The following is a 15,879-nucleotide window of genomic DNA, read 5'->3' as shown; positions in this document are numbered from 1 at the left end:
GCAGCTCAGACGAGCGCGAGCTGCTGCTGCACCACCCCCGCCAGTCGCTGCGCGCCCGTGGCACTCATCACGACCGTGTAGTGGTTCAAGCCGTCCCACCGCTCATGGGCGATCGCGGGGTTGTCCGCAAGCACCGCGCCCAGATGCGGCTCGGCGTACAGCCCGGGTTCTTCGTTCTGCAGACCGCGCGGCACGGTGATCAGCATCGTCGGCCGCTGCAAGGCAGCCAGCGAGTCGGCGATCGTCGTGGTGGTGTTCATGTCGATCGTGTCTTCGACGGTCGTGGCGTACGAGGTCGCGGGCCGCATCGTGCCCTGCTCGGCCGGTACCAGGTCGTACGCGAGATACTCCTCGAGTTGCGGTGACCAGTCATCCACGAAAGCGGGATGCCCGCGCCAGAAGTCGAGATAGTCCTCGACGTCCCCGAACCGCAGGTCGAGCCGCGCGGCGGTCGGACCGAGGATCGCGGCGACGAGTTCGTCAGGGGTGAGCCCCGCGGGAGCGCCGAGCGGAAGGCCCCCGTCGACGAGCACGAGCCGCGAGACGAGGTCGGGGTGACGCGCGGCGAGCGTCACCCCGACGAAGGCGCCCATCGAGTGCGCGACCACGAGGGCAGATTCGAGCCCGAGTGCCCGGAACATCGCCGCCAGGTCTTCCGCGTGTGCGGCCATGCCGGCCGGACCCTCGAGCGTGTTGCTGCGCCCGCGCCCGCGCAGGTCGGGCGCCACGACCCGCACGCCGGGCAGTGCTTCGGCCAGCAGTTCCCAAGCCAAGTGCGACGAGGTGACCCCGTGGATCGCGACGATCGTCGGGGCACCCGAAGCGTCGGCGTCCCAGACGCCGACGGTCAGATCGCCGCCCGCGACGGGGACCGCGACGGTGTGCTTCGCCCGGGTCATCGCGCGGTCCATCCGCCGTCCATCGTGTAGCTGGCGCCCGTGACCATGCCCGCGCGGTCAGAGACGAGCCAGCCCACCAGCGAGGCGACCTCGTCCGCTTCGACGAGCCGCTTGATCGCCGACTCGGTGAGCATGATCTTCTCGACCACCTCGCCCGGGTCGATGCCGTGCACAGCCGCCTGATCGGCGATCTGCTTCTCGACGAGCGGAGTGCGCACGTAGGCGGGGTTCACGCAATTGCTCGTCACCCCGTGCGCGCCGCCCTCGAGCGCCGTCACCTTCGACAGACCCTCCATGGCGTGCTTGGCCGACACGTAGGCCGCCTTGAACGGACTCGCGCGCAGCCCGTGCGCGCTGGAAAGATTGACGATCCTGCCCCAGCCATGTTCGTACATCCCGGGCAGCACTGCCCGGATGAGCAGGAACGGCGACTCCACCATGAGCCGGTGCATGAAGCGCCAGCGCTCGGGCTCGAACTGGTCGATCGGTGCAACGGTCTGGATGCCGGCGTTGTTGACGAGGATGTCGACGTCGAGGTGCAGATCCTCCTGCGCGGCGGTATCGGACAGGTCCACGACCCAGGCATCCCCGCCGACCTCCTCGGCGACGGCGGTCGCGGCTTCGCCGTTGAAGTCCGCGACGGTGACGTGCGCGCCGCGGCGGGCGAACTCATGCACGCAGGCCAGCCCGATCCCGCTCGCGCCGCCGGTGACGAGCGCTCGCCGCCCGGCGAGATCCTGTTCAGGCATCCTTCTGTCCTTCCGTGGTCGAGGCGGTGTCGCCGGTAGGGCGCACCGCCAGTGCGTTGCGGATGAACCGCATCGTGGCGTCGATGATCTCTCGCGGCATCTCGGCGGGCGGGGCGCCCTGCTCGTCGCGTTCCCACAGCAGGTAGCGCATGCCGATGAGCTCGCCCGCACCCATCAGCGCCCACGCGGTCACTTCGGGGTCGAGTGCCTCGTCGACGTCGCCGTCCTGCTGCGCGGCGCGCAGGCCCGCCTCATAGCCGTCGACGATGCGCGTGTAGTGCAGCCGCAGCATCTCGGGCGAGACGAACTCGGCTTCGCGCACGACGCGGTAGAGGGCGGGGTGTGCCGCCGTGAAGCGGAAGAACCCCTCAAACCCGGCCCGCTCGGCGTCGATCCGGTTGGTGGTGCCCGCCATCGCTTCGGTCATCGAGTGGCGCACTCTGCGGTTCAGATCGAGCACCAGTTCTTCGAAGATCTGCTGCTTGCTGTCGAAGTAGAGATAGAACGTGCCGAGGCCGATGCCGGCGCGTTCGGTGATCTTCACGATGGATGCCTCGTGGTACCCGACGCCGGCGAAGACCTGCTCGGCCGCTTCGAGCAGCTTGCGACGCGTCGCCTCGCCGCGCTTGGTGAGTGGCTTGCCCGTCGCCGACAGGGGGGCGGCAGGTTCGAGAAGACTGGGGGTCGCGAAGTGCAGCCCCGGCTCGTACTGATCAGCGGTGCTCATGAACGGTCTCCTCCAGCAGTGCCGACGCTCTCTCGCGCAGTCGCGAACGAGCCAGTTTCTCGATCGTCGATCGCGGCAGATCCGCGACGAAGGCCACCCGCACGGGCACCTTGAACCCTGCGAGCTCACTGCGGGCGTGCGCCAGCACTTCATCCTGGCCCAGCGTGGCGCCGTCCGCGCGGACGACGAACGCGACACCCCGCTCGCCCCACACCGGGTCGGGCACGCCGACGACCGCGGCCTCGGCGATGCCGGGATGCAGACAGAGCGCGCGTTCGACCTCGGCCGGCGCGACGTTCTCGCCGCCGGAGATGAAGATGTCCTTCAGGCGATCGACGATGCGGAACACCCCGGCGCCGTCGCGGTGCACGATGTCGCCGGTGCGCAGCCACTCCCCCGCCATCGTGCGGGCGGTGGCCTGCGGATCGCGCAGGTAGCCGGCGAACACGCTCGGACCGCGCACCCACAGCTCGCCGGTCGCCTCACCCGCCAGCACGAGGCCCGTCTCGGGGTCGGCCACGCAGACGTCGACGTGCGGATACGGCCGCCCGACGGCTCCCGGGAACCGCTCGCTGTCGGATGCCGCGAGGCACAGCACGTTGGGTGAGGCCTCGGTCAGTCCGTAGCCCTGCGTGAGCGGCACTCCGGCATCCGCCCATTGCGCGGCGAGGTCTTCGGGCATGGTCGCACCGCCGACGAGCGCCTGCCGCAGCGGCCCCGCCGCGATCGCTGGGAAGCTCGGGTCGTCGGAGAGCATCCGGTATTGCGTGGGCACGCCCATCATGGTCGTGACGCCGCGCTTCTCGAGCAGCTGCAGGATCCGCTGGGGCTGGAACGAGCGCTCGAGCACCACGGTGGCCCCCGACCACCACGCCAGCAGCGGCTGGCAGTTCCATGCGGCGATGTGGAACTGCGGCAGCATCGCGAGCACGACATCGTCGGCCGTGATCTGGATGGCCCCTGCCAGTGCGAGGTTGTTCCAGAAGCAGTTCGCGTGCGTGAGGACGACACCCTTCGGCGCCGCCTCGCTGCCCGAGGTGAAGATGATCAGCAGCGCGTCGTCGTCGCGCACGGCGCGCCGGGGCGCGGCGGGGCCGCGGCGCGGCGGCACGACCGTCTCGATGCCGGTCGTGCCTAGCGCGGCGACGACGAGCGGCTCGGCTACGCGGGCCAGCGCGTCGGACGCGACGCCGGTGTACTCGTCCTCGACGAGGACGAGTACGGGGTCAGCCTGCTCGAGCACCTCGGCCAGCTCGCGCGGGGCGAGCCGCCACGAGAGCGGCACGAACGCGACGCCACTCTTGGCGCACGCGAAGAACACGACCACATGGTCGATCGAGTTGCCCGACACCGTCGCGATCCGATCACCCGGCCCGTACCCCGCCCGCTGCAGCGACAGCGCGAGCGCGGCCGCCCGCGCCTCGAGGTCGGCGTAACCGATCCGCACGCCGCGGTCGTCGATCGCCGGATGCCCGGGCAAGGCCGCCGCCCGATCGGTCAGCCAGCGGCCGATCGTGTGCGCACCGTCGGGAAATGCGGCGTCGGCGTCGAAGGCATCCATCGGCTCATCTGTGCGTGTCATGCGCGCACCTCGGCCGCTTCCACAGCGGCGTCGTCGGCGTCACCGAGCTGACTCAGTTGCGAGCGCGTGCGCTCGCCGCGGCGCCTGCGCACCCACGTGTCGATCGTCCCGGCGATGCCACCGGGCAGGAACATCACGACGAGGATGAACAACACGCCGAGCAGGAACAGCGGCTCAGACAGCGGGATGCGCAGGACGTCCGGCAGCGCGTGGATCCAGTCCGCGCGCGCGAGCACCGTCAGCCGCTGATCGAGAAGCGTGTACAGCACGCCGCCCACGATGGCACCCCAGCGGAATCCGACGCCACCGAGCACGACCATCACGAGCACCGTGATCGTCAGATCGGCACCGACTGAGCTCGGCTGCGTGCCGGACTGCAGCAGCATGTACGCGATGCCGGCGAGCGACGCGCACAGCGCCGCGACCACGAAGACGACGAGCTTGGCCCGGTACGGGCTGAGACCGAGGATCTGCACGCGCAGTTCGTTCTCGCGTGTCGCCTGGGCGAGGTGCCCGAGTCGAGAACGATCGACCCACAGCACGACGAGGTAGACGACCACGAGAACGACGAGCGTGAGCCAATAGAGGTTGCGGGTGTTGATGACGCCGACGAGCCAATCGGGCACGTGCGCGACGGGCAGACGCAGGCCCTCCTCACCGCCGGTGATCTGCTGATTGCGGCGCACCAGCACCGACCCCGCCTGCGCGAAGGCGAGCGTCACCATCGCGAACGGGATGCCCGACACCCGCATCGAGATCGCGCCGGTGAACAGGGCGATCACGAGGCCACCGACGAGGGCGATGAGGATGCCCGGCCACAGCGGTACCTGAAGGTATTGCAGTGCGAGACCGAGCCCGTAGGCGCCGGCGCCGAAGTAGAGCGCGTGACCGAACGACAGCATGCCGCCGGTGCCGAGCAGCAGGTTGTACGACAGCGCGAGAGCGGCGAACACCATGCACAGCGAGAGCAGAGCCAGGGTGCCCGGCGTGTACGTCGCGCCCGGCAGGATGCCCGGGATCTCGATGTTCAGCAGCGGCAGGATCGCCATCAGAACGACGAGCACGGCGCCGACGATGAACGGCATCCACGCTCCCGCGCGGCCGCGGACAAGAGTCGGGACTCCCGTGGTGACGGTGCTCTGACCGCTCATGCTTTCCTCCCCAGAAGACCGCTGGGGCGCACCAGCAGGACGACCGCCAGCAGGATCACGACGATGAAGTCGCCCGTGCCGCTCAGATAGACGTTGGCGAACTGCTGCAGCACCGCCACGAGCACCGACGCGATCGCAGCGCCCGTGAGCGAGCCGAGTCCGCCGATGACGGTGACGATGAACGCGAAGATCAGCAGGGTCGCGCCCAAGTGCGCCGACACGAAGGTCGTATAGTGCATCGCGAGCACGCCGCCGATGCCGGCGGCGGCGCCGCCGATCGCGAACACGAGGGTGAAGCTCTTGCGCACGTCGATGCCGAGCGCGGTCACCATCGACCGGTTCTCGACGCCCGCGCGGATGATCATGCCGTACCGCGTCTTGCGCAGGAACAGCACGAGTGCGACCAGAACGAGGGCTGCCGCGATCATGAGCACCCAGTACGTATTCGGGATGCGCGCGCCGAGCACGTCCGTGGCACCCTTGAGCCACGCAGGGCCGGCGATGTTGATGGCATCCGTGCCCCAAATGCCCTCGAAGAGCGCAACCGAGGCGAACGACAGGCCGACGGTGACGAGCACCTGCTCGATGTGCCGCTCGTACAGCGGGCGGATGAGGATCAGCTCGGTCAGCGTCGCGAAGATCGCACCGACGACGGCGCCGACGAGGATCGAGACGAGGAACGAGCCCCACGAGGCGGTGCCGAGCGCCTGCGCGACCTGCCAGCCGACGAGCGCGCTGAGAGTCAGGAAGGCGCCGTGCGCGAAGTTCAGCACGTGCATGAGGCCGTAGATGAGGCTGAGTCCGGATGCCACGAGGAAGTACAGCGCCCCGAGGCCGATGCCGGTGAGGAGGATGAGGACGATGCTGCTCACGCGTGTGCCTCCGCACTCACGCCCAGGAGGCGCGTGGTCAGGGCGTCATCGTCGAGGATCTCGCGCGCCGGCCCCGTGTGCACGACACGGCCGCCGGCGATGACGACGGCATCCTGGGCGAGCTGCCGGACGACCTCGAGGTTCTGCTCGACGAGCAGGATGGGGACGATCTTGGACGCCTCCTGCAGCGCATCGGCCACTTCCGAGACGATGCGCGGGGCGAGGCCCTTCGTGGGCTCGTCGACCAGCAGGATGCGGTTCTCGTTGAGCAGCGCGCGGGCCACCGACACCATCTGCTGCTGCCCGCCCGACAGCGTGCCGGCGAGCTGGCCGCGCCGCTTCACGAGGTCAGGGAACAGCTCGGCGACGAACTCGCGACGGGGATTGCGGTCGCGCTCGGCGAGCGAGAGGTTCTCGGCGACCGTGAGCCCGGCGAAGACCTCGCGGTCTTCCGGCACGTAGCCGACACCGCGCTGGACGATGCGGTGCGTGGGCAGCGCGTCGATGCGCTCGCCCGCGAGCGTCACTTCGCCGCGGCGGTGGATGAGTCCGAGGATGCCCCGGATCGTGGACGTCTTGCCGACGCCGTTGCGGCCGAGCACAGCCGTGATGCCGGTCGGCGGCACCGTGAAGGTGACGTCTTCGACGACCTGCTGACCGGCGATCGAGGCGGACAGGTGCGTGACGGTGAGGATCGGCTCGGGCGCGGCGGCGTTCATGCGGCGCTCCCTTCGGTGCGTCCGAGGTACGCGCTCTGCACGAGGGGGTTCGCCATGATCTGCTGCGGCGTGTCGAACGCGATGATCGAGCCCGAGTACATGACGGCCACCTTCTCGACGAGGTCCATCAGCACCTCGATGTGGTGTTCGACCATGAGGACGGTGCAGCCGGTCTCGCGCTGCAGCTCGCGGATGTTCTGCACGAGGCCCGCGACATCACCCGACGCGACGCCCGCCATCGGCTCGTCCAGCAGCACGATGCGCGCCTCGGTCGCCAGCAGCACCGCGATCTCGAGTTTGCGCTTGTCGCCGTGCGAGATGTCACCGGCGGCCGTGTCGAGCTTGTGGGTGAGTCCGACCTTGATCAGCTGCTCGAGGGCGTGCTCGGTCGAGGCATCCGCTCTTCTCGGAAACCGCAGCAGCGAGTAATTGCCGCCGCGCGAGACCTGCGCCGCGAGGCGGACGTTCTCCAGCACGCTGAGCCTCGGGAACAGGCTCGATGTCTGGAAGGTGCGCCCCAATCCCGCCCGCGCCCGCTGAGGGACGGACGTGCGGGTGATGTCGTCGCCGTTCATCAGGATCCGGCCTGCCGTGGGCCGCGCGACACCGGAGATCACGTTGAACAGCGTGGTCTTTCCGGCGCCGTTGGGCCCGATCACGCCGACGAGACTGCCGGGCGCGATGTCGAGGTCGACATCCTTGAGGATGGTCGCGCCGCCGATCTGCAGGCCGAGGCCTTCGATCTTGAGCGCGGACGGGACTGGGGTGCTCATCGGGTTACTGCACCTCTGCCGGCTCGACCTCGTCGGCCGGAACGGTCTCGACGAGCTCGGGGGTAAAGGTGTCGCCGTCGGCGACCAGCTTGGCCTGGTACATCTCCTGCAGCAGCGCGTGGTCGCCGGCACGAACCGTCAGCGAGCCCTTCGGCCCGTCGAAGGTGTAGCCCTCGAGCGCCGCGATCATCGCGTCGACGTCGCCCTTGCCCTCGCTGATCGCGTGCACGAGCATCAGGGCAGCGTTGAACCCGTCCGGCGTGAACAGGTCAGGGGTGCCGCCGGCTGCCTCCACGGCATCCACCATCGCCGTGTTGACGGCGTTGTCGGGTGCCCCGGGGAAGTAGTAGTTCAGGAAGCTGATCTGCTCGGATGCCTCGCCGTACGCGCCGAACGTCGCCGCGTCGCCGAGACCGGTGACGACGGGAACCGCGTCGAACACGCCCTGCTGGCTCATCGCCTGCCACATCGCGCCCGAGGTGGCACCGGCCCACGCGACGAATACGAGGTCGGGGCTGCCCGCGAGCACCTGCTGTGCGAACGGCGTGAACTCGGTGACGTCTTCGGCGACGAGCACGCTGTCGACCGTCGCGCCCTTGGCGCCGAGGATCGCCTCGACGGCCGCGACGTTGCCCTGACCGAACGCGGTGTTCTGCGCGAACACCGTGATCTTCTTGCCCTCGATGTCGCCGAGGAAGGTACCGGCCGTCGCGACGTCCTGCGCGGTCTGGCGGCCGCTGCGGAACGTGTAGTCGTTGATGCCCGTCAGCGCGTCAGCGGCGGCAGGGCCGGAGATGAACAGGACCTTGTTCTGACCCGCCTGTTCGGCGACCGCCGCGGCGACGCCCGACGACGCGCTACCGGCGAGGATCGTGACGCCCGAGCCGATGAGCTCCTTCGCCGCGCCGACCGCCGTGTCGGGGTCGCCCGCGTCGTCGCGGTAGTCGATGACGATCTTGGTGCCGTCGACCTCGTTCGTGCCGTCCGTCGCGTAGTCGAGACCGGCCTTGAAGCCGTCCAGGTACTGCTTGCCGTAGCCGGCGAGCGCGCCCGTCTCGCTCGTGATGACGCCGACGGTGATCTCAGCGGGGCCGGCAGCCTCGGAGTCGGTCAGGTCGGGGGTGGATGCCTGCGGTGCGCAGGCTGACAGGACGAGGGCGGCTGTGGCGACGACGACGCCGACGAGCCCTGCCTTGGGGAGCAACTTCTGTGTAACCCGCATGTGCGTGCCTTTCACCATTGGAAGGGAGCACCTGAAATGTGATTCAGGTAATGCAATCATGTTCAGGTGACGACGGGATGTCAAACCTCCAGCACGCCTGAAGCATCACGATCCGGTAACCCACACGCATTCGCGGCCGATATATACCACGGGTATATACTGTTGATATGCAACACGGTGATGACATCCTCCATCTGATCATCAGCGCGCAGACACTCTCGCGGATCACGTCGCTCGAAACGCGCAACGACGCCCCCGCCGCTCAGTGGCGCACGCTCAATCTCTTGCGCCAGCACGGACCGCAGCGCGTGGGCGATCTGGCCACCCTCAGCCGTGTCACCCAGCCGGGCATGACGCGGCTCGTCGCGCAGATGTCGGAGGCGGGACTGCTCGAGCGTCGCCCCGATGCGCACGACTCGCGCGTGACGGTCGTCTCAGCGACGGATGCCGGGCTCACAGCCCTCGACGAGTGGTTCCAGACCCTCAGCGACGCGCTCGCGCCGCGGTTCGCCGACCTCGGCGAAGACGACTGGGCGACCATCCGCCGCGCTACCGAGATCGTCGACGCACGTACGCGCGTGGCCGCCGAGGGGACGACCCGATGAGCGCCGGCAGCGGAGTCAACGTCTGGCGCCAGCCGGCGCAGGTCTGGGCCGTCGCGTTCGCCAGCGTCATCGCGTTCATGGGGATCGGCCTGGTCGACCCCATCCTCCCTGCGATCGCGGAGTCGCTGCAGGCGACCCCGGTCGAGACCGAGCTGCTGTTCACGAGCTACCTCGTCGTGACGGGTCTCGCGATGCTCGTCACCAGCTGGATCTCATCGCGCATCGGCACGAAGGCGACCCTCCTGATCGGGCTGGGGCTCATCGTCGTGTTCGCGCTGCTGTGCGCACTGGCGGGCAGCGTCGACGCCGTCATCGGTTTCCGTGCCGGGTGGGGCCTGGGCAACGCACTGTTCATCTCGACGGCACTCGCGACGATCGTCGGGGCGGCATCCGGCGGATCAGCCGCCGCGATCATCCTGTACGAAGCAGCGCTCGGTCTCGGCATCGCGATCGGGCCGCTCCTGGGCGGATTCCTCGGCGAGATCAGCTGGCGCGGCCCGTTCTTCGGAGTCGTCGCGCTCATGGCGATCGCGTTCATCGCCGTGTCGGTGCTGCTTCGCGGAGGCGACGAGAAGCGCACGCCCGTGCCTTTGTCGGCGCCGTTCAAGGCGCTGCGCCAGCCGGCGCTGGCCGTGCTCGCCGTCGCGGCACTGTTCTACAACATCGGGTTCTTCGTGCTGCTGGCCTTCTCGCCGTTCCCGCTCGGGTTCGGCGCCATGGGCATCGGCTTGACGTTCTTCGGGTGGGGCGTGGCGCTCGCGATCACGAGCGTGTGGGTGGCGCCGATCCTCCTGCGCCGTTTCGCCCGCACGACGGCGCTGCTGATGGTCCTGCCGCTACTGGCGATCGACCTGCTGGTCGCGGCGGTCTTCGTCGACACCGCAGCGGCCCTCATCGCCTGCATCATCGTGGGTGGTCTGCTGCTCGGCATGGTCAACACGATCCTCACCGAGTCGGTCATGGAGGCCACCGACCTGCCGCGCTCTGTCGCGTCGTCGGCGTACTCGGCCGTGCGCTTCCTCGGTGGCGCGGCCGCTCCCCCGATCGCCGCGGCGCTGTGGCACGCGTTCAACGCCTCGGTGCCGTTCGTGTTCGCCGCGCTCTCGGTGCTGATCTCGGCACTCACGATCCTGTTCGGACGTCGCGCGCTCGCCCGCATCGACGGCCACGAAGCGGATGCCGAAGAGGAGGCCACCGCCGTGCTCTACGGCGACGCTGCCTGATACGCCGCGTTGACGAGAAAAGCCCCGGCAAACACGATGTCTGCCGGGGCTCTTCCTGTGGTGCACCCCCTGGGACTCGAACCCAGAACCCACTGATTAAGAGTCAGTTGCTCTGCCGATTGAGCTAGAGGTGCGTTCCGTCGGCCGCCGCATACGCGCTTCGAAAAGCGACCGGCGAACCGAGGGTCAACGTTACCATCCCGATGCGGTACATCGCGAATCGAGCATGTGGCGCCCCGTATCCTTGAGGGGTGACCTCCCCCGACGCTACGCCTTCGTGGAGCGCGCCCTACACCGGCGACCTGGCCGACGACCTCGCGCTCGCGCTGCGCCTCGCGGACGCGGCCGATGCCGTCTCGATGGCCCGCTTCGACGCATCCGACCTCGACGTGCAGGTGAAGGCGGATGCCTCGCACGTGACGGAGGCCGACCTCGCCACCGAGCGCGCGATCCGCGGCATCCTCGCCGCCGAGCGCGCCGGCGACGGCATCCTCGGCGAAGAGTTCGGCACCTCCGGCAGCACCACGCGCCAGTGGATTATCGACCCGATCGACGGGACGGCGAACTACCTCAAGGGCATCCCGATGTGGGCGACGCTCATCGCGCTCGCGATCGACGGCGTCCCGCGCGTGGGCGTCGTCAGCCAGCCGGCGATCGGACGTCGCTGGTGGGCGGCCTCCGGCCTCGGCGCGTGGACCGACACCCCCGCAGGACCCCGCCGCCTCGCGGTATCGAACGTGGCCAGCCTCGCCGAGGCGAGCGTGAGCTTCCAGAGCATCGCCCAGTGGGATGGCGTCGGCCGCTCCGACGACCTCGTGCGGCTCAGCCGCGCCGTCTGGCGTGACCGCGGCTACGGGGATGCCTGGCCGTACATGCTGCTGGCCGAGGGCCGCCTCGAGTTCGTCGCGGAGTTCGACGTCAAGGAGTACGACCTCGCCGCGCACGTGCCCATCATCCTCGAGGCCGGCGGCCGTTTCACCGACATCGCGGGCGCCGACAGCATCGCGTCTCGCTCGTCGCTGGCGACCAACGGCACGCTGCACGATGACTTCCTCACCCTGCTGAACTCCCCCCGCTGAACTCCCCCGCTGGACCCCCGCCGACACGAGACGAGACGAGACGATGAGCCTCCCCCGCCGCTTCCTCACGACCCTCACCGCTGCCGCCGTCAGCGCCGTGCTTCTGGCCGGTTGCGGCGCCGGCGCTGAACCCACGCCCACCGCGTCACCCGACACAGACGCAGCCGCCGCCGCGCCGACCACGGAGCCGACGTCCGCTCCGACCGCAAGCGCGACGACGGAGCCCGTCACGTGCGAGACGCTCATCGACAGCGACACGCTCGCACAGCTGCAGGCACAGGGCTGGACGTATGAGGAGTCGACGTTCACCGCGGGCGGCGTCACGGTCACCGATGGCATCCAGTGCGAATGGGGCGACCTCGAAAGCGAGTCGACGGCGAGCCTCATGCTCTTCGGATGGGCGCCGCTGACCGCCGTCGAGGCGACCCAGATGCAGGACGGACTGGTCGCCGAGGGCTGGACGCTGACAGAGACCGCCTCCGGCGCCGATATCTCGGACAGCTTCGGCATGACCTATCGCTTCGGCGACGGCTGGGTGCTCGTGTCGGATGTCGCCGACCAGCTGCTGCTGATCCAGCGCCCCGGCGCCTGACGGTTCCACAGAAAAAGTCCGATCCCCGAAAGCACTGGCCTCCGGGGATCGGACCTCTTCCTGTGACAGTGACTTGTGGAGCTGGGGGGAATCGAACCCCCGTCCAACGCTGGGATACTGCGTCTTCTCCGGGCGCAGTCTGTAGAGACGTTCTGCTCGGCTCCGACCTTTGTCACAGACACCTAAGTCGACGAGCCCAGTCTCAGAAGAGTCCCGTGTGACGTCGAGACCCCGTCACACAGCAAGATCCCTAGATGACGCCAGGGTCCGTAGCGGGATCGCCTACGGTCTGACGGACTTCAGGCTCGCTTAGGCAGCGAGGGCGAAGTCGTTGCGCTTTGCATCGGCAACTATTGGTTCGCAGAGATCGTTTACGAGATAACCCTGCATCCTCGGCCCGCTTCTCGCAGCTTCGCAGGCGCTGTCGAAACCGATCAGCCCCGGGTAGCCATGCGGCAGTGAGCCACTGTCACGCTGTGGAGTTGTGTGCTCGGATGCCGTGGGCATCCGAGCATTACAGTCTACATCATGAGCGATGTCATCATCACGGTCCGCGGCGAAAGCCGATCCCTCATCACCCCCGAGCGTGCGATCGCGCACGTCTCAGCATCCGCCGACGGTCCCGAACGCGGCGGCGTCGTCGAGCGCATCGCGGCGCTCGCGGAGCCGGTGCGCACCGACCTCGCCGCGCGCAAGGCCGCCGGCTCAATCGTCGACTGGGCGAGCCAGCGCGTCTCGGTCTGGTCGGATCGTCCGTGGAACAACGAGGGCCGCCAGCTCAATCTCGTGCACCACGCCTCGGTCGAGCTGACGGCGACTTTCAGCGACCTCATGGCTCTGTCCGACTGGCTGAACCAGATCGCCACCACCGACGGCCTGCAGGCCAGCACCGTCGATTGGGAGCTCACGCCCGAGACTCGCGCGCGCGTCGAGCGCGAGGTCGCGACGGATGCCGTCGCCGTCGCCGTCGAGCGCGCGACCGCCTACGCGGCCGCGATCGGCCGCGAGACCGTCACGCCACTGCAGATCGCCGACCTGGGACTGCTGGACTCAGGCGGACGCGAGGGTGCCGCCCCGCGCATGATCAAGGCGTCGATGATGGCGATGGATGCCGCAGGATCCGCGCCCGCCGTGGACTTCCGTCCGGACGACATCGTCGTGACCGCCGCCGTGGAGGCGCGCTTCAGCGCCAGCTGACGCTCACTCGCCGAGGCGGTTGCGGCTGCGCATCGCGCGCTCGGCTTCGCGCTTGTCCTCGCGCTCACGGATCGTCTGGCGCTTCTCGTACTCGCGCTTGCCCTTGGCTACCGCGATCTCGACCTTCGCCCGGCCGTCGGAGAAGTACAGCTTCAACGGAATGAGCGTGTAGCCACCCGCGGCGATCGCGTGCGAGAGCTTGATGATCTCCTGCTTGTGCAGCAGCAGTTTGCGCGTGCGCTTGGACGAGTGGTTGGTCCAGTGCCCCTGTGCGTACTCGGGGATGTGCACGGCATCGAGATACGCCTGCCCGCCGTCGATGTACGCGTAGCCGTCGCTGAGGTTCGCACGACCCTCGCGCAGCGACTTCACCTCGGTACCGGTGAGGACCAGCCCCGCCTCGTACGTCTTCTCGATGGCGTATTCGTGGCGCGCGCGACGGTTGGTCGCGACGACCTTCTCCCCGCGTTCCCTGGGCATGACTGAACTCCTTGACCTGTGACCGCGGCGCGGCCAGCCCGTCAGTTTACATCAGGCGCGCAGCCACCGCCGAATCGCGAAGCCGGCCGACAGTGCCGCCAGCACGAGGCCGATCAGCACGATGATCGGGATCACGATCGCGGCATCCTGCAGCCCCACCCAGTCGGTGATGAACGTCACGCGATCGCGCAGGTAGCCGCCGACGCCGAAGTGCACGCCGGCGACGATCGCACCGCCCGCCAGCAGCGAGCCGATGAACGCCGCGAACACACCCTCGAGGATGAAGGGCGTCTGGATGAACCGGTTCGAGGCTCCGACCAGGCGCATGATCCCGACCTCGCGCCGTCGCGCGTACGCCGACAGCCGAATCGTCGTCGCGATCAGCAGCACCGCGGCGATGAGCATGAGCGCCGCGATGCCGACGGCGATGTACGTCGCCACGGTCAGCGCCGAGAACAGCGGTTCGAGGTACTGCATCTGGTTGCGCACAGCTTCGACGCCCGTGGTACCCTTGAAGGCTTCGGTGATGACGTCGGACTTGCCGGGATCGACGAGCCCGACCCAGTAGGTCTCGCCGAGCTGCGCGGGCGTCACATAGTCCTTGTACTCGTCGCCGTAGAGGTCGATGAGATTCTGATACGCCTCATCGGCGGACTCGAACCGCACGTCGCGGACGATGTCGGCCAAGGCGGGACTGGCCAGGCGATCGGCGACCTCTTGCAGCTGCTCAGGGGTGGCAGCGCCGTCAACGCACGTCGTCACGGTCGAGTCGTCGCGACACATCACGATCGACACCTGCGCCCGCTCTGCCCAGTACGACTGCATCTTGCCGATCTGCATCTGCATGAGCATCGCGGCGCCCACGAACGTCAGCGACACGAACGTCACCAGCACGACGGAGATCACCATCGAGGCATTGCGCCGCAGGCCGGTGAGCGCCTCGGCGAGGATCAGACGCGCCCTCACGATGTCGGTCCGACTTCGTCCTCGTCGGATGCCAGGCCCAGTCGCTCGGCGACCCCCAGGTCATCCAGGTGCAACCCGTCGAGCTCGACGATCGGCACCTGCGCGGTCACCGGAGGAATCTCCGGCGCCGTCGCCACGGCGGCCGCGACGGCAGACGCGGCCACGGCATCCGTCACGGCCTCCTCCATCGCTGGCACCGGCTCGACGGGCGAGGCGGCGATCTCACGCTGCAGTTCGAGCACAGCGGTCAAGGCGGCGGCTGCCGCGGCGCCCTTCTCCTGCTGGGGCGCGAGGCTCGGCAGCGACGAGCGATCGCCGTAGCCGCCGTGTCGGTCGTCGCGCACCATGACGCCTCCGCGCAGTTCGATCACTCGCCGCTTCATCTGGTCGACGAAACCGGCTTCGTGGGTGGCCATCACGACGGTCGTGCCGCTCTCGTTGATGCGGGCGAGCAGCTGCATGATGTCGATCGAGGTGGCCGGGTCGAGGTTTCCGGTGGGTTCGTCCGCGAGCAGGATCTGCGGGCGGTTGACGAGTGCGCGCGCGATCGCGACGCGCTGCTGCTCACCGCCGGACAGTTCGTGCGGAAAGCGCTTCTGCTTGCCGTCGAGCCCGACGAGCACGAGCACTTCGGGAACCGCCTGCTGGATGAACGCGCGCGATGCGCCGATCACCTGCAGCGTGAAGGCGACGTTCTGGAAGACGGTCTTGTTCGGCAGCAGCCGGAAGTCCTGGAACACCGAGCCGATGTGGCGCCGGAAGTAGGGAACCTTGCGTGTCGACAGCGTGTGCAGGTCGCGGCCCAGAACGACGACTCTGCCCTCGCTCGGCGAATCCTCGCGCAGGATCAGGCGCAGGCACGAGGACTTCCCCGACCCGGAGGCTCCCACGAGAAAGACGAACTCCCCGCGCTGCACTTCGAAGTCGACGTCGCTCAGCGCCGGCTTGTTCGTCCCGCGGTATTTCTTGGTGACGTGCTCGAACCGGATCATGACCCGTCGAGCCTAAGCGGCTGGGCTATGGATGCCCGGCACGACACCCGG

At 68.6% G+C, this 15,879-nt stretch carries 17 protein-coding genes, 1 tRNA gene and 1 other RNA gene; 5 read left to right on the top strand and 14 right to left on the bottom strand.

The window, feature by feature from the left end:
• Positions 1-5 precede the first annotated feature (5 nt).
• From BGO46_RS05530 to BGO46_RS05490, 9 genes are all read right to left on the bottom strand, one after another.
• A complete protein-coding gene (locus BGO46_RS05530) occupies positions 6-899 on the bottom strand; it encodes an alpha/beta hydrolase (RefSeq protein ID WP_292677419.1) in 894 nt (297 codons plus the stop codon).
• Positions 896-1,648, bottom strand: coding sequence for a 3-hydroxybutyrate dehydrogenase (locus BGO46_RS05525; protein ID WP_292677417.1), 753 nt, complete (start codon positions 1,646-1,648; stop codon positions 896-898). The genes BGO46_RS05530 and BGO46_RS05525 overlap by 4 nt, the downstream gene beginning before the upstream one ends.
• Positions 1,641-2,375 (bottom strand): TetR/AcrR family transcriptional regulator, encoded by a 735-nt coding sequence (locus BGO46_RS05520; RefSeq protein ID WP_292677415.1) that lies wholly within the window; start codon positions 2,373-2,375, stop codon positions 1,641-1,643. Before BGO46_RS05520 ends, BGO46_RS05525 begins: the two co-directional genes overlap by 8 nt.
• On the bottom strand, positions 2,362-3,957 hold the full coding sequence (locus BGO46_RS05515; RefSeq protein ID WP_292677413.1) for an AMP-binding protein: 1,596 nt from the start codon (positions 3,955-3,957) through the stop codon (positions 2,362-2,364). The genes BGO46_RS05520 and BGO46_RS05515 overlap by 14 nt, the downstream gene beginning before the upstream one ends.
• Positions 3,954-5,042: a branched-chain amino acid ABC transporter permease gene (locus tag BGO46_RS05510; RefSeq protein ID WP_292677575.1), complete on the bottom strand. Its 1,089-nt coding sequence runs from the start codon at positions 5,040-5,042 to the stop codon at positions 3,954-3,956. The genes BGO46_RS05515 and BGO46_RS05510 overlap by 4 nt, the downstream gene beginning before the upstream one ends.
• A 62-nt stretch (positions 5,043-5,104) precedes the next feature.
• Complete coding sequence (locus BGO46_RS05505) at positions 5,105-5,980, bottom strand: branched-chain amino acid ABC transporter permease (RefSeq protein WP_292677412.1); 876 nt, start codon at positions 5,978-5,980, stop codon at positions 5,105-5,107.
• Positions 5,977-6,699, bottom strand: coding sequence for an ABC transporter ATP-binding protein (locus BGO46_RS05500; RefSeq protein ID WP_292677410.1), 723 nt, complete (start codon positions 6,697-6,699; stop codon positions 5,977-5,979). Before BGO46_RS05500 ends, BGO46_RS05505 begins: the two co-directional genes overlap by 4 nt.
• Positions 6,696-7,472 (bottom strand): ABC transporter ATP-binding protein, encoded by a 777-nt coding sequence (locus BGO46_RS05495; RefSeq protein ID WP_292677408.1) that lies wholly within the window; start codon positions 7,470-7,472, stop codon positions 6,696-6,698. The genes BGO46_RS05500 and BGO46_RS05495 overlap by 4 nt, the downstream gene beginning before the upstream one ends.
• A 4-nt stretch (positions 7,473-7,476) precedes the next feature.
• On the bottom strand, positions 7,477-8,694 hold the full coding sequence (locus BGO46_RS05490; protein WP_292677404.1) for a substrate-binding domain-containing protein: 1,218 nt from the start codon (positions 8,692-8,694) through the stop codon (positions 7,477-7,479).
• Positions 8,695-8,861: 167 nt separating this feature from the next.
• Between BGO46_RS05490 and BGO46_RS05485 the strand changes: the two genes are divergently transcribed.
• Positions 8,862-9,299: a MarR family winged helix-turn-helix transcriptional regulator gene (locus BGO46_RS05485; RefSeq protein ID WP_292677402.1), complete on the top strand. Its 438-nt coding sequence runs from the start codon at positions 8,862-8,864 to the stop codon at positions 9,297-9,299.
• Positions 9,296-10,522 carry an MFS transporter gene (locus BGO46_RS05480; protein ID WP_292677400.1) on the top strand — a complete coding sequence of 409 codons (1,227 nt, stop codon included), beginning with the start codon at positions 9,296-9,298 and terminating at the stop codon, positions 10,520-10,522. The genes BGO46_RS05485 and BGO46_RS05480 overlap by 4 nt, the downstream gene beginning before the upstream one ends.
• Positions 10,523-10,580: 58 nt before the next feature.
• Here the strand turns inward: BGO46_RS05480 and BGO46_RS05475 are convergent.
• Positions 10,581-10,656, bottom strand: a tRNA-Lys gene (locus BGO46_RS05475).
• A 117-nt stretch (positions 10,657-10,773) separates the two neighbouring features.
• Between BGO46_RS05475 and BGO46_RS05470 the strand changes: the two genes are divergently transcribed.
• Positions 10,774-11,601, top strand: coding sequence for an inositol monophosphatase family protein (locus BGO46_RS05470; protein ID WP_292677399.1), 828 nt, complete (start codon positions 10,774-10,776; stop codon positions 11,599-11,601).
• Between the two features lie 43 nt (positions 11,602-11,644).
• Positions 11,645-12,193, top strand: coding sequence for a hypothetical protein (locus BGO46_RS05465; protein WP_292677397.1), 549 nt, complete (start codon positions 11,645-11,647; stop codon positions 12,191-12,193).
• 73 nt (positions 12,194-12,266) lie between these two features.
• Here BGO46_RS05465 and ssrA read toward each other — a convergent pair.
• Positions 12,267-12,635, bottom strand: a transfer-messenger RNA (tmRNA) gene (ssrA, locus tag BGO46_RS05460).
• An 86-nt stretch (positions 12,636-12,721) separates the two neighbouring features.
• Here ssrA and BGO46_RS05455 point away from each other — a divergent pair.
• A complete protein-coding gene (locus BGO46_RS05455; protein ID WP_292677395.1) occupies positions 12,722-13,390 on the top strand; it encodes an SIMPL domain-containing protein in 669 nt (222 codons plus the stop codon).
• A gap of 3 nt (positions 13,391-13,393) precedes the next feature.
• Here the strand turns inward: BGO46_RS05455 and smpB are convergent, their stop codons facing one another.
• Genes smpB through ftsE form a run of 3 tightly spaced genes read right to left on the bottom strand, consistent with a single transcriptional unit; the run spans position 13,394 to position 15,828 of the window.
• Complete coding sequence (gene smpB / locus BGO46_RS05450) at positions 13,394-13,870, bottom strand: SsrA-binding protein SmpB (protein WP_292677393.1); 477 nt, start codon at positions 13,868-13,870, stop codon at positions 13,394-13,396.
• Between the two features lie 51 nt (positions 13,871-13,921).
• Positions 13,922-14,836, bottom strand: coding sequence for a permease-like cell division protein FtsX (ftsX, locus tag BGO46_RS05445; protein ID WP_292677391.1), 915 nt, complete (start codon positions 14,834-14,836; stop codon positions 13,922-13,924).
• Positions 14,833-15,828, bottom strand: coding sequence for a cell division ATP-binding protein FtsE (gene ftsE / locus BGO46_RS05440; protein ID WP_292677389.1), 996 nt, complete (start codon positions 15,826-15,828; stop codon positions 14,833-14,835). The genes ftsX and ftsE overlap by 4 nt, the downstream gene beginning before the upstream one ends.
• Positions 15,829-15,879: the final 51 nt, after the last annotated feature.

Origin of the sequence: Microbacterium sp. 70-16 (assembly GCF_001898315.1) — a bacterium.
In the GTDB taxonomy this organism is placed as follows: domain Bacteria; phylum Actinomycetota; class Actinomycetes; order Actinomycetales; family Microbacteriaceae; genus Microbacterium.
This window is presented reverse-complemented; position numbering and strand designations above follow the sequence as displayed.

Coding starts and splice junctions, on each gene's coding strand:
- BGO46_RS05525 (WP_292677417.1), bottom strand. CDS start 1,648: ATGCCTGAACAGGATCTCGCCGGGCGGCGAGCGCTCGTCACCGGCGGC.
- BGO46_RS05485 (WP_292677402.1), top strand. CDS start 8,862: ATGCAACACGGTGATGACATCCTCCATCTGATCATCAGCGCGCAGACA.
- smpB (WP_292677393.1), bottom strand. CDS start 13,870: ATGCCCAGGGAACGCGGGGAGAAGGTCGTCGCGACCAACCGTCGCGCG.
- BGO46_RS05455 (WP_292677395.1), top strand. CDS start 12,722: ATGAGCGATGTCATCATCACGGTCCGCGGCGAAAGCCGATCCCTCATC.
- BGO46_RS05500 (WP_292677410.1), bottom strand. CDS start 6,699: ATGAACGCCGCCGCGCCCGAGCCGATCCTCACCGTCACGCACCTGTCC.
- BGO46_RS05530 (WP_292677419.1), bottom strand. CDS start 899: ATGACCCGGGCGAAGCACACCGTCGCGGTCCCCGTCGCGGGCGGCGAT.
- BGO46_RS05495 (WP_292677408.1), bottom strand. CDS start 7,472: ATGAGCACCCCAGTCCCGTCCGCGCTCAAGATCGAAGGCCTCGGCCTG.
- BGO46_RS05510 (WP_292677575.1), bottom strand. CDS start 5,042: ATGCCGTTCATCGTCGGCGCCGTGCTCGTCGTTCTGATGGCGATCCTG.
- BGO46_RS05480 (WP_292677400.1), top strand. CDS start 9,296: ATGAGCGCCGGCAGCGGAGTCAACGTCTGGCGCCAGCCGGCGCAGGTC.
- BGO46_RS05465 (WP_292677397.1), top strand. CDS start 11,645: ATGAGCCTCCCCCGCCGCTTCCTCACGACCCTCACCGCTGCCGCCGTC.
- BGO46_RS05520 (WP_292677415.1), bottom strand. CDS start 2,375: ATGAGCACCGCTGATCAGTACGAGCCGGGGCTGCACTTCGCGACCCCC.
- BGO46_RS05490 (WP_292677404.1), bottom strand. CDS start 8,694: ATGCGGGTTACACAGAAGTTGCTCCCCAAGGCAGGGCTCGTCGGCGTC.
- BGO46_RS05515 (WP_292677413.1), bottom strand. CDS start 3,957: ATGACACGCACAGATGAGCCGATGGATGCCTTCGACGCCGACGCCGCA.
- ftsE (WP_292677389.1), bottom strand. CDS start 15,828: ATGATCCGGTTCGAGCACGTCACCAAGAAATACCGCGGGACGAACAAG.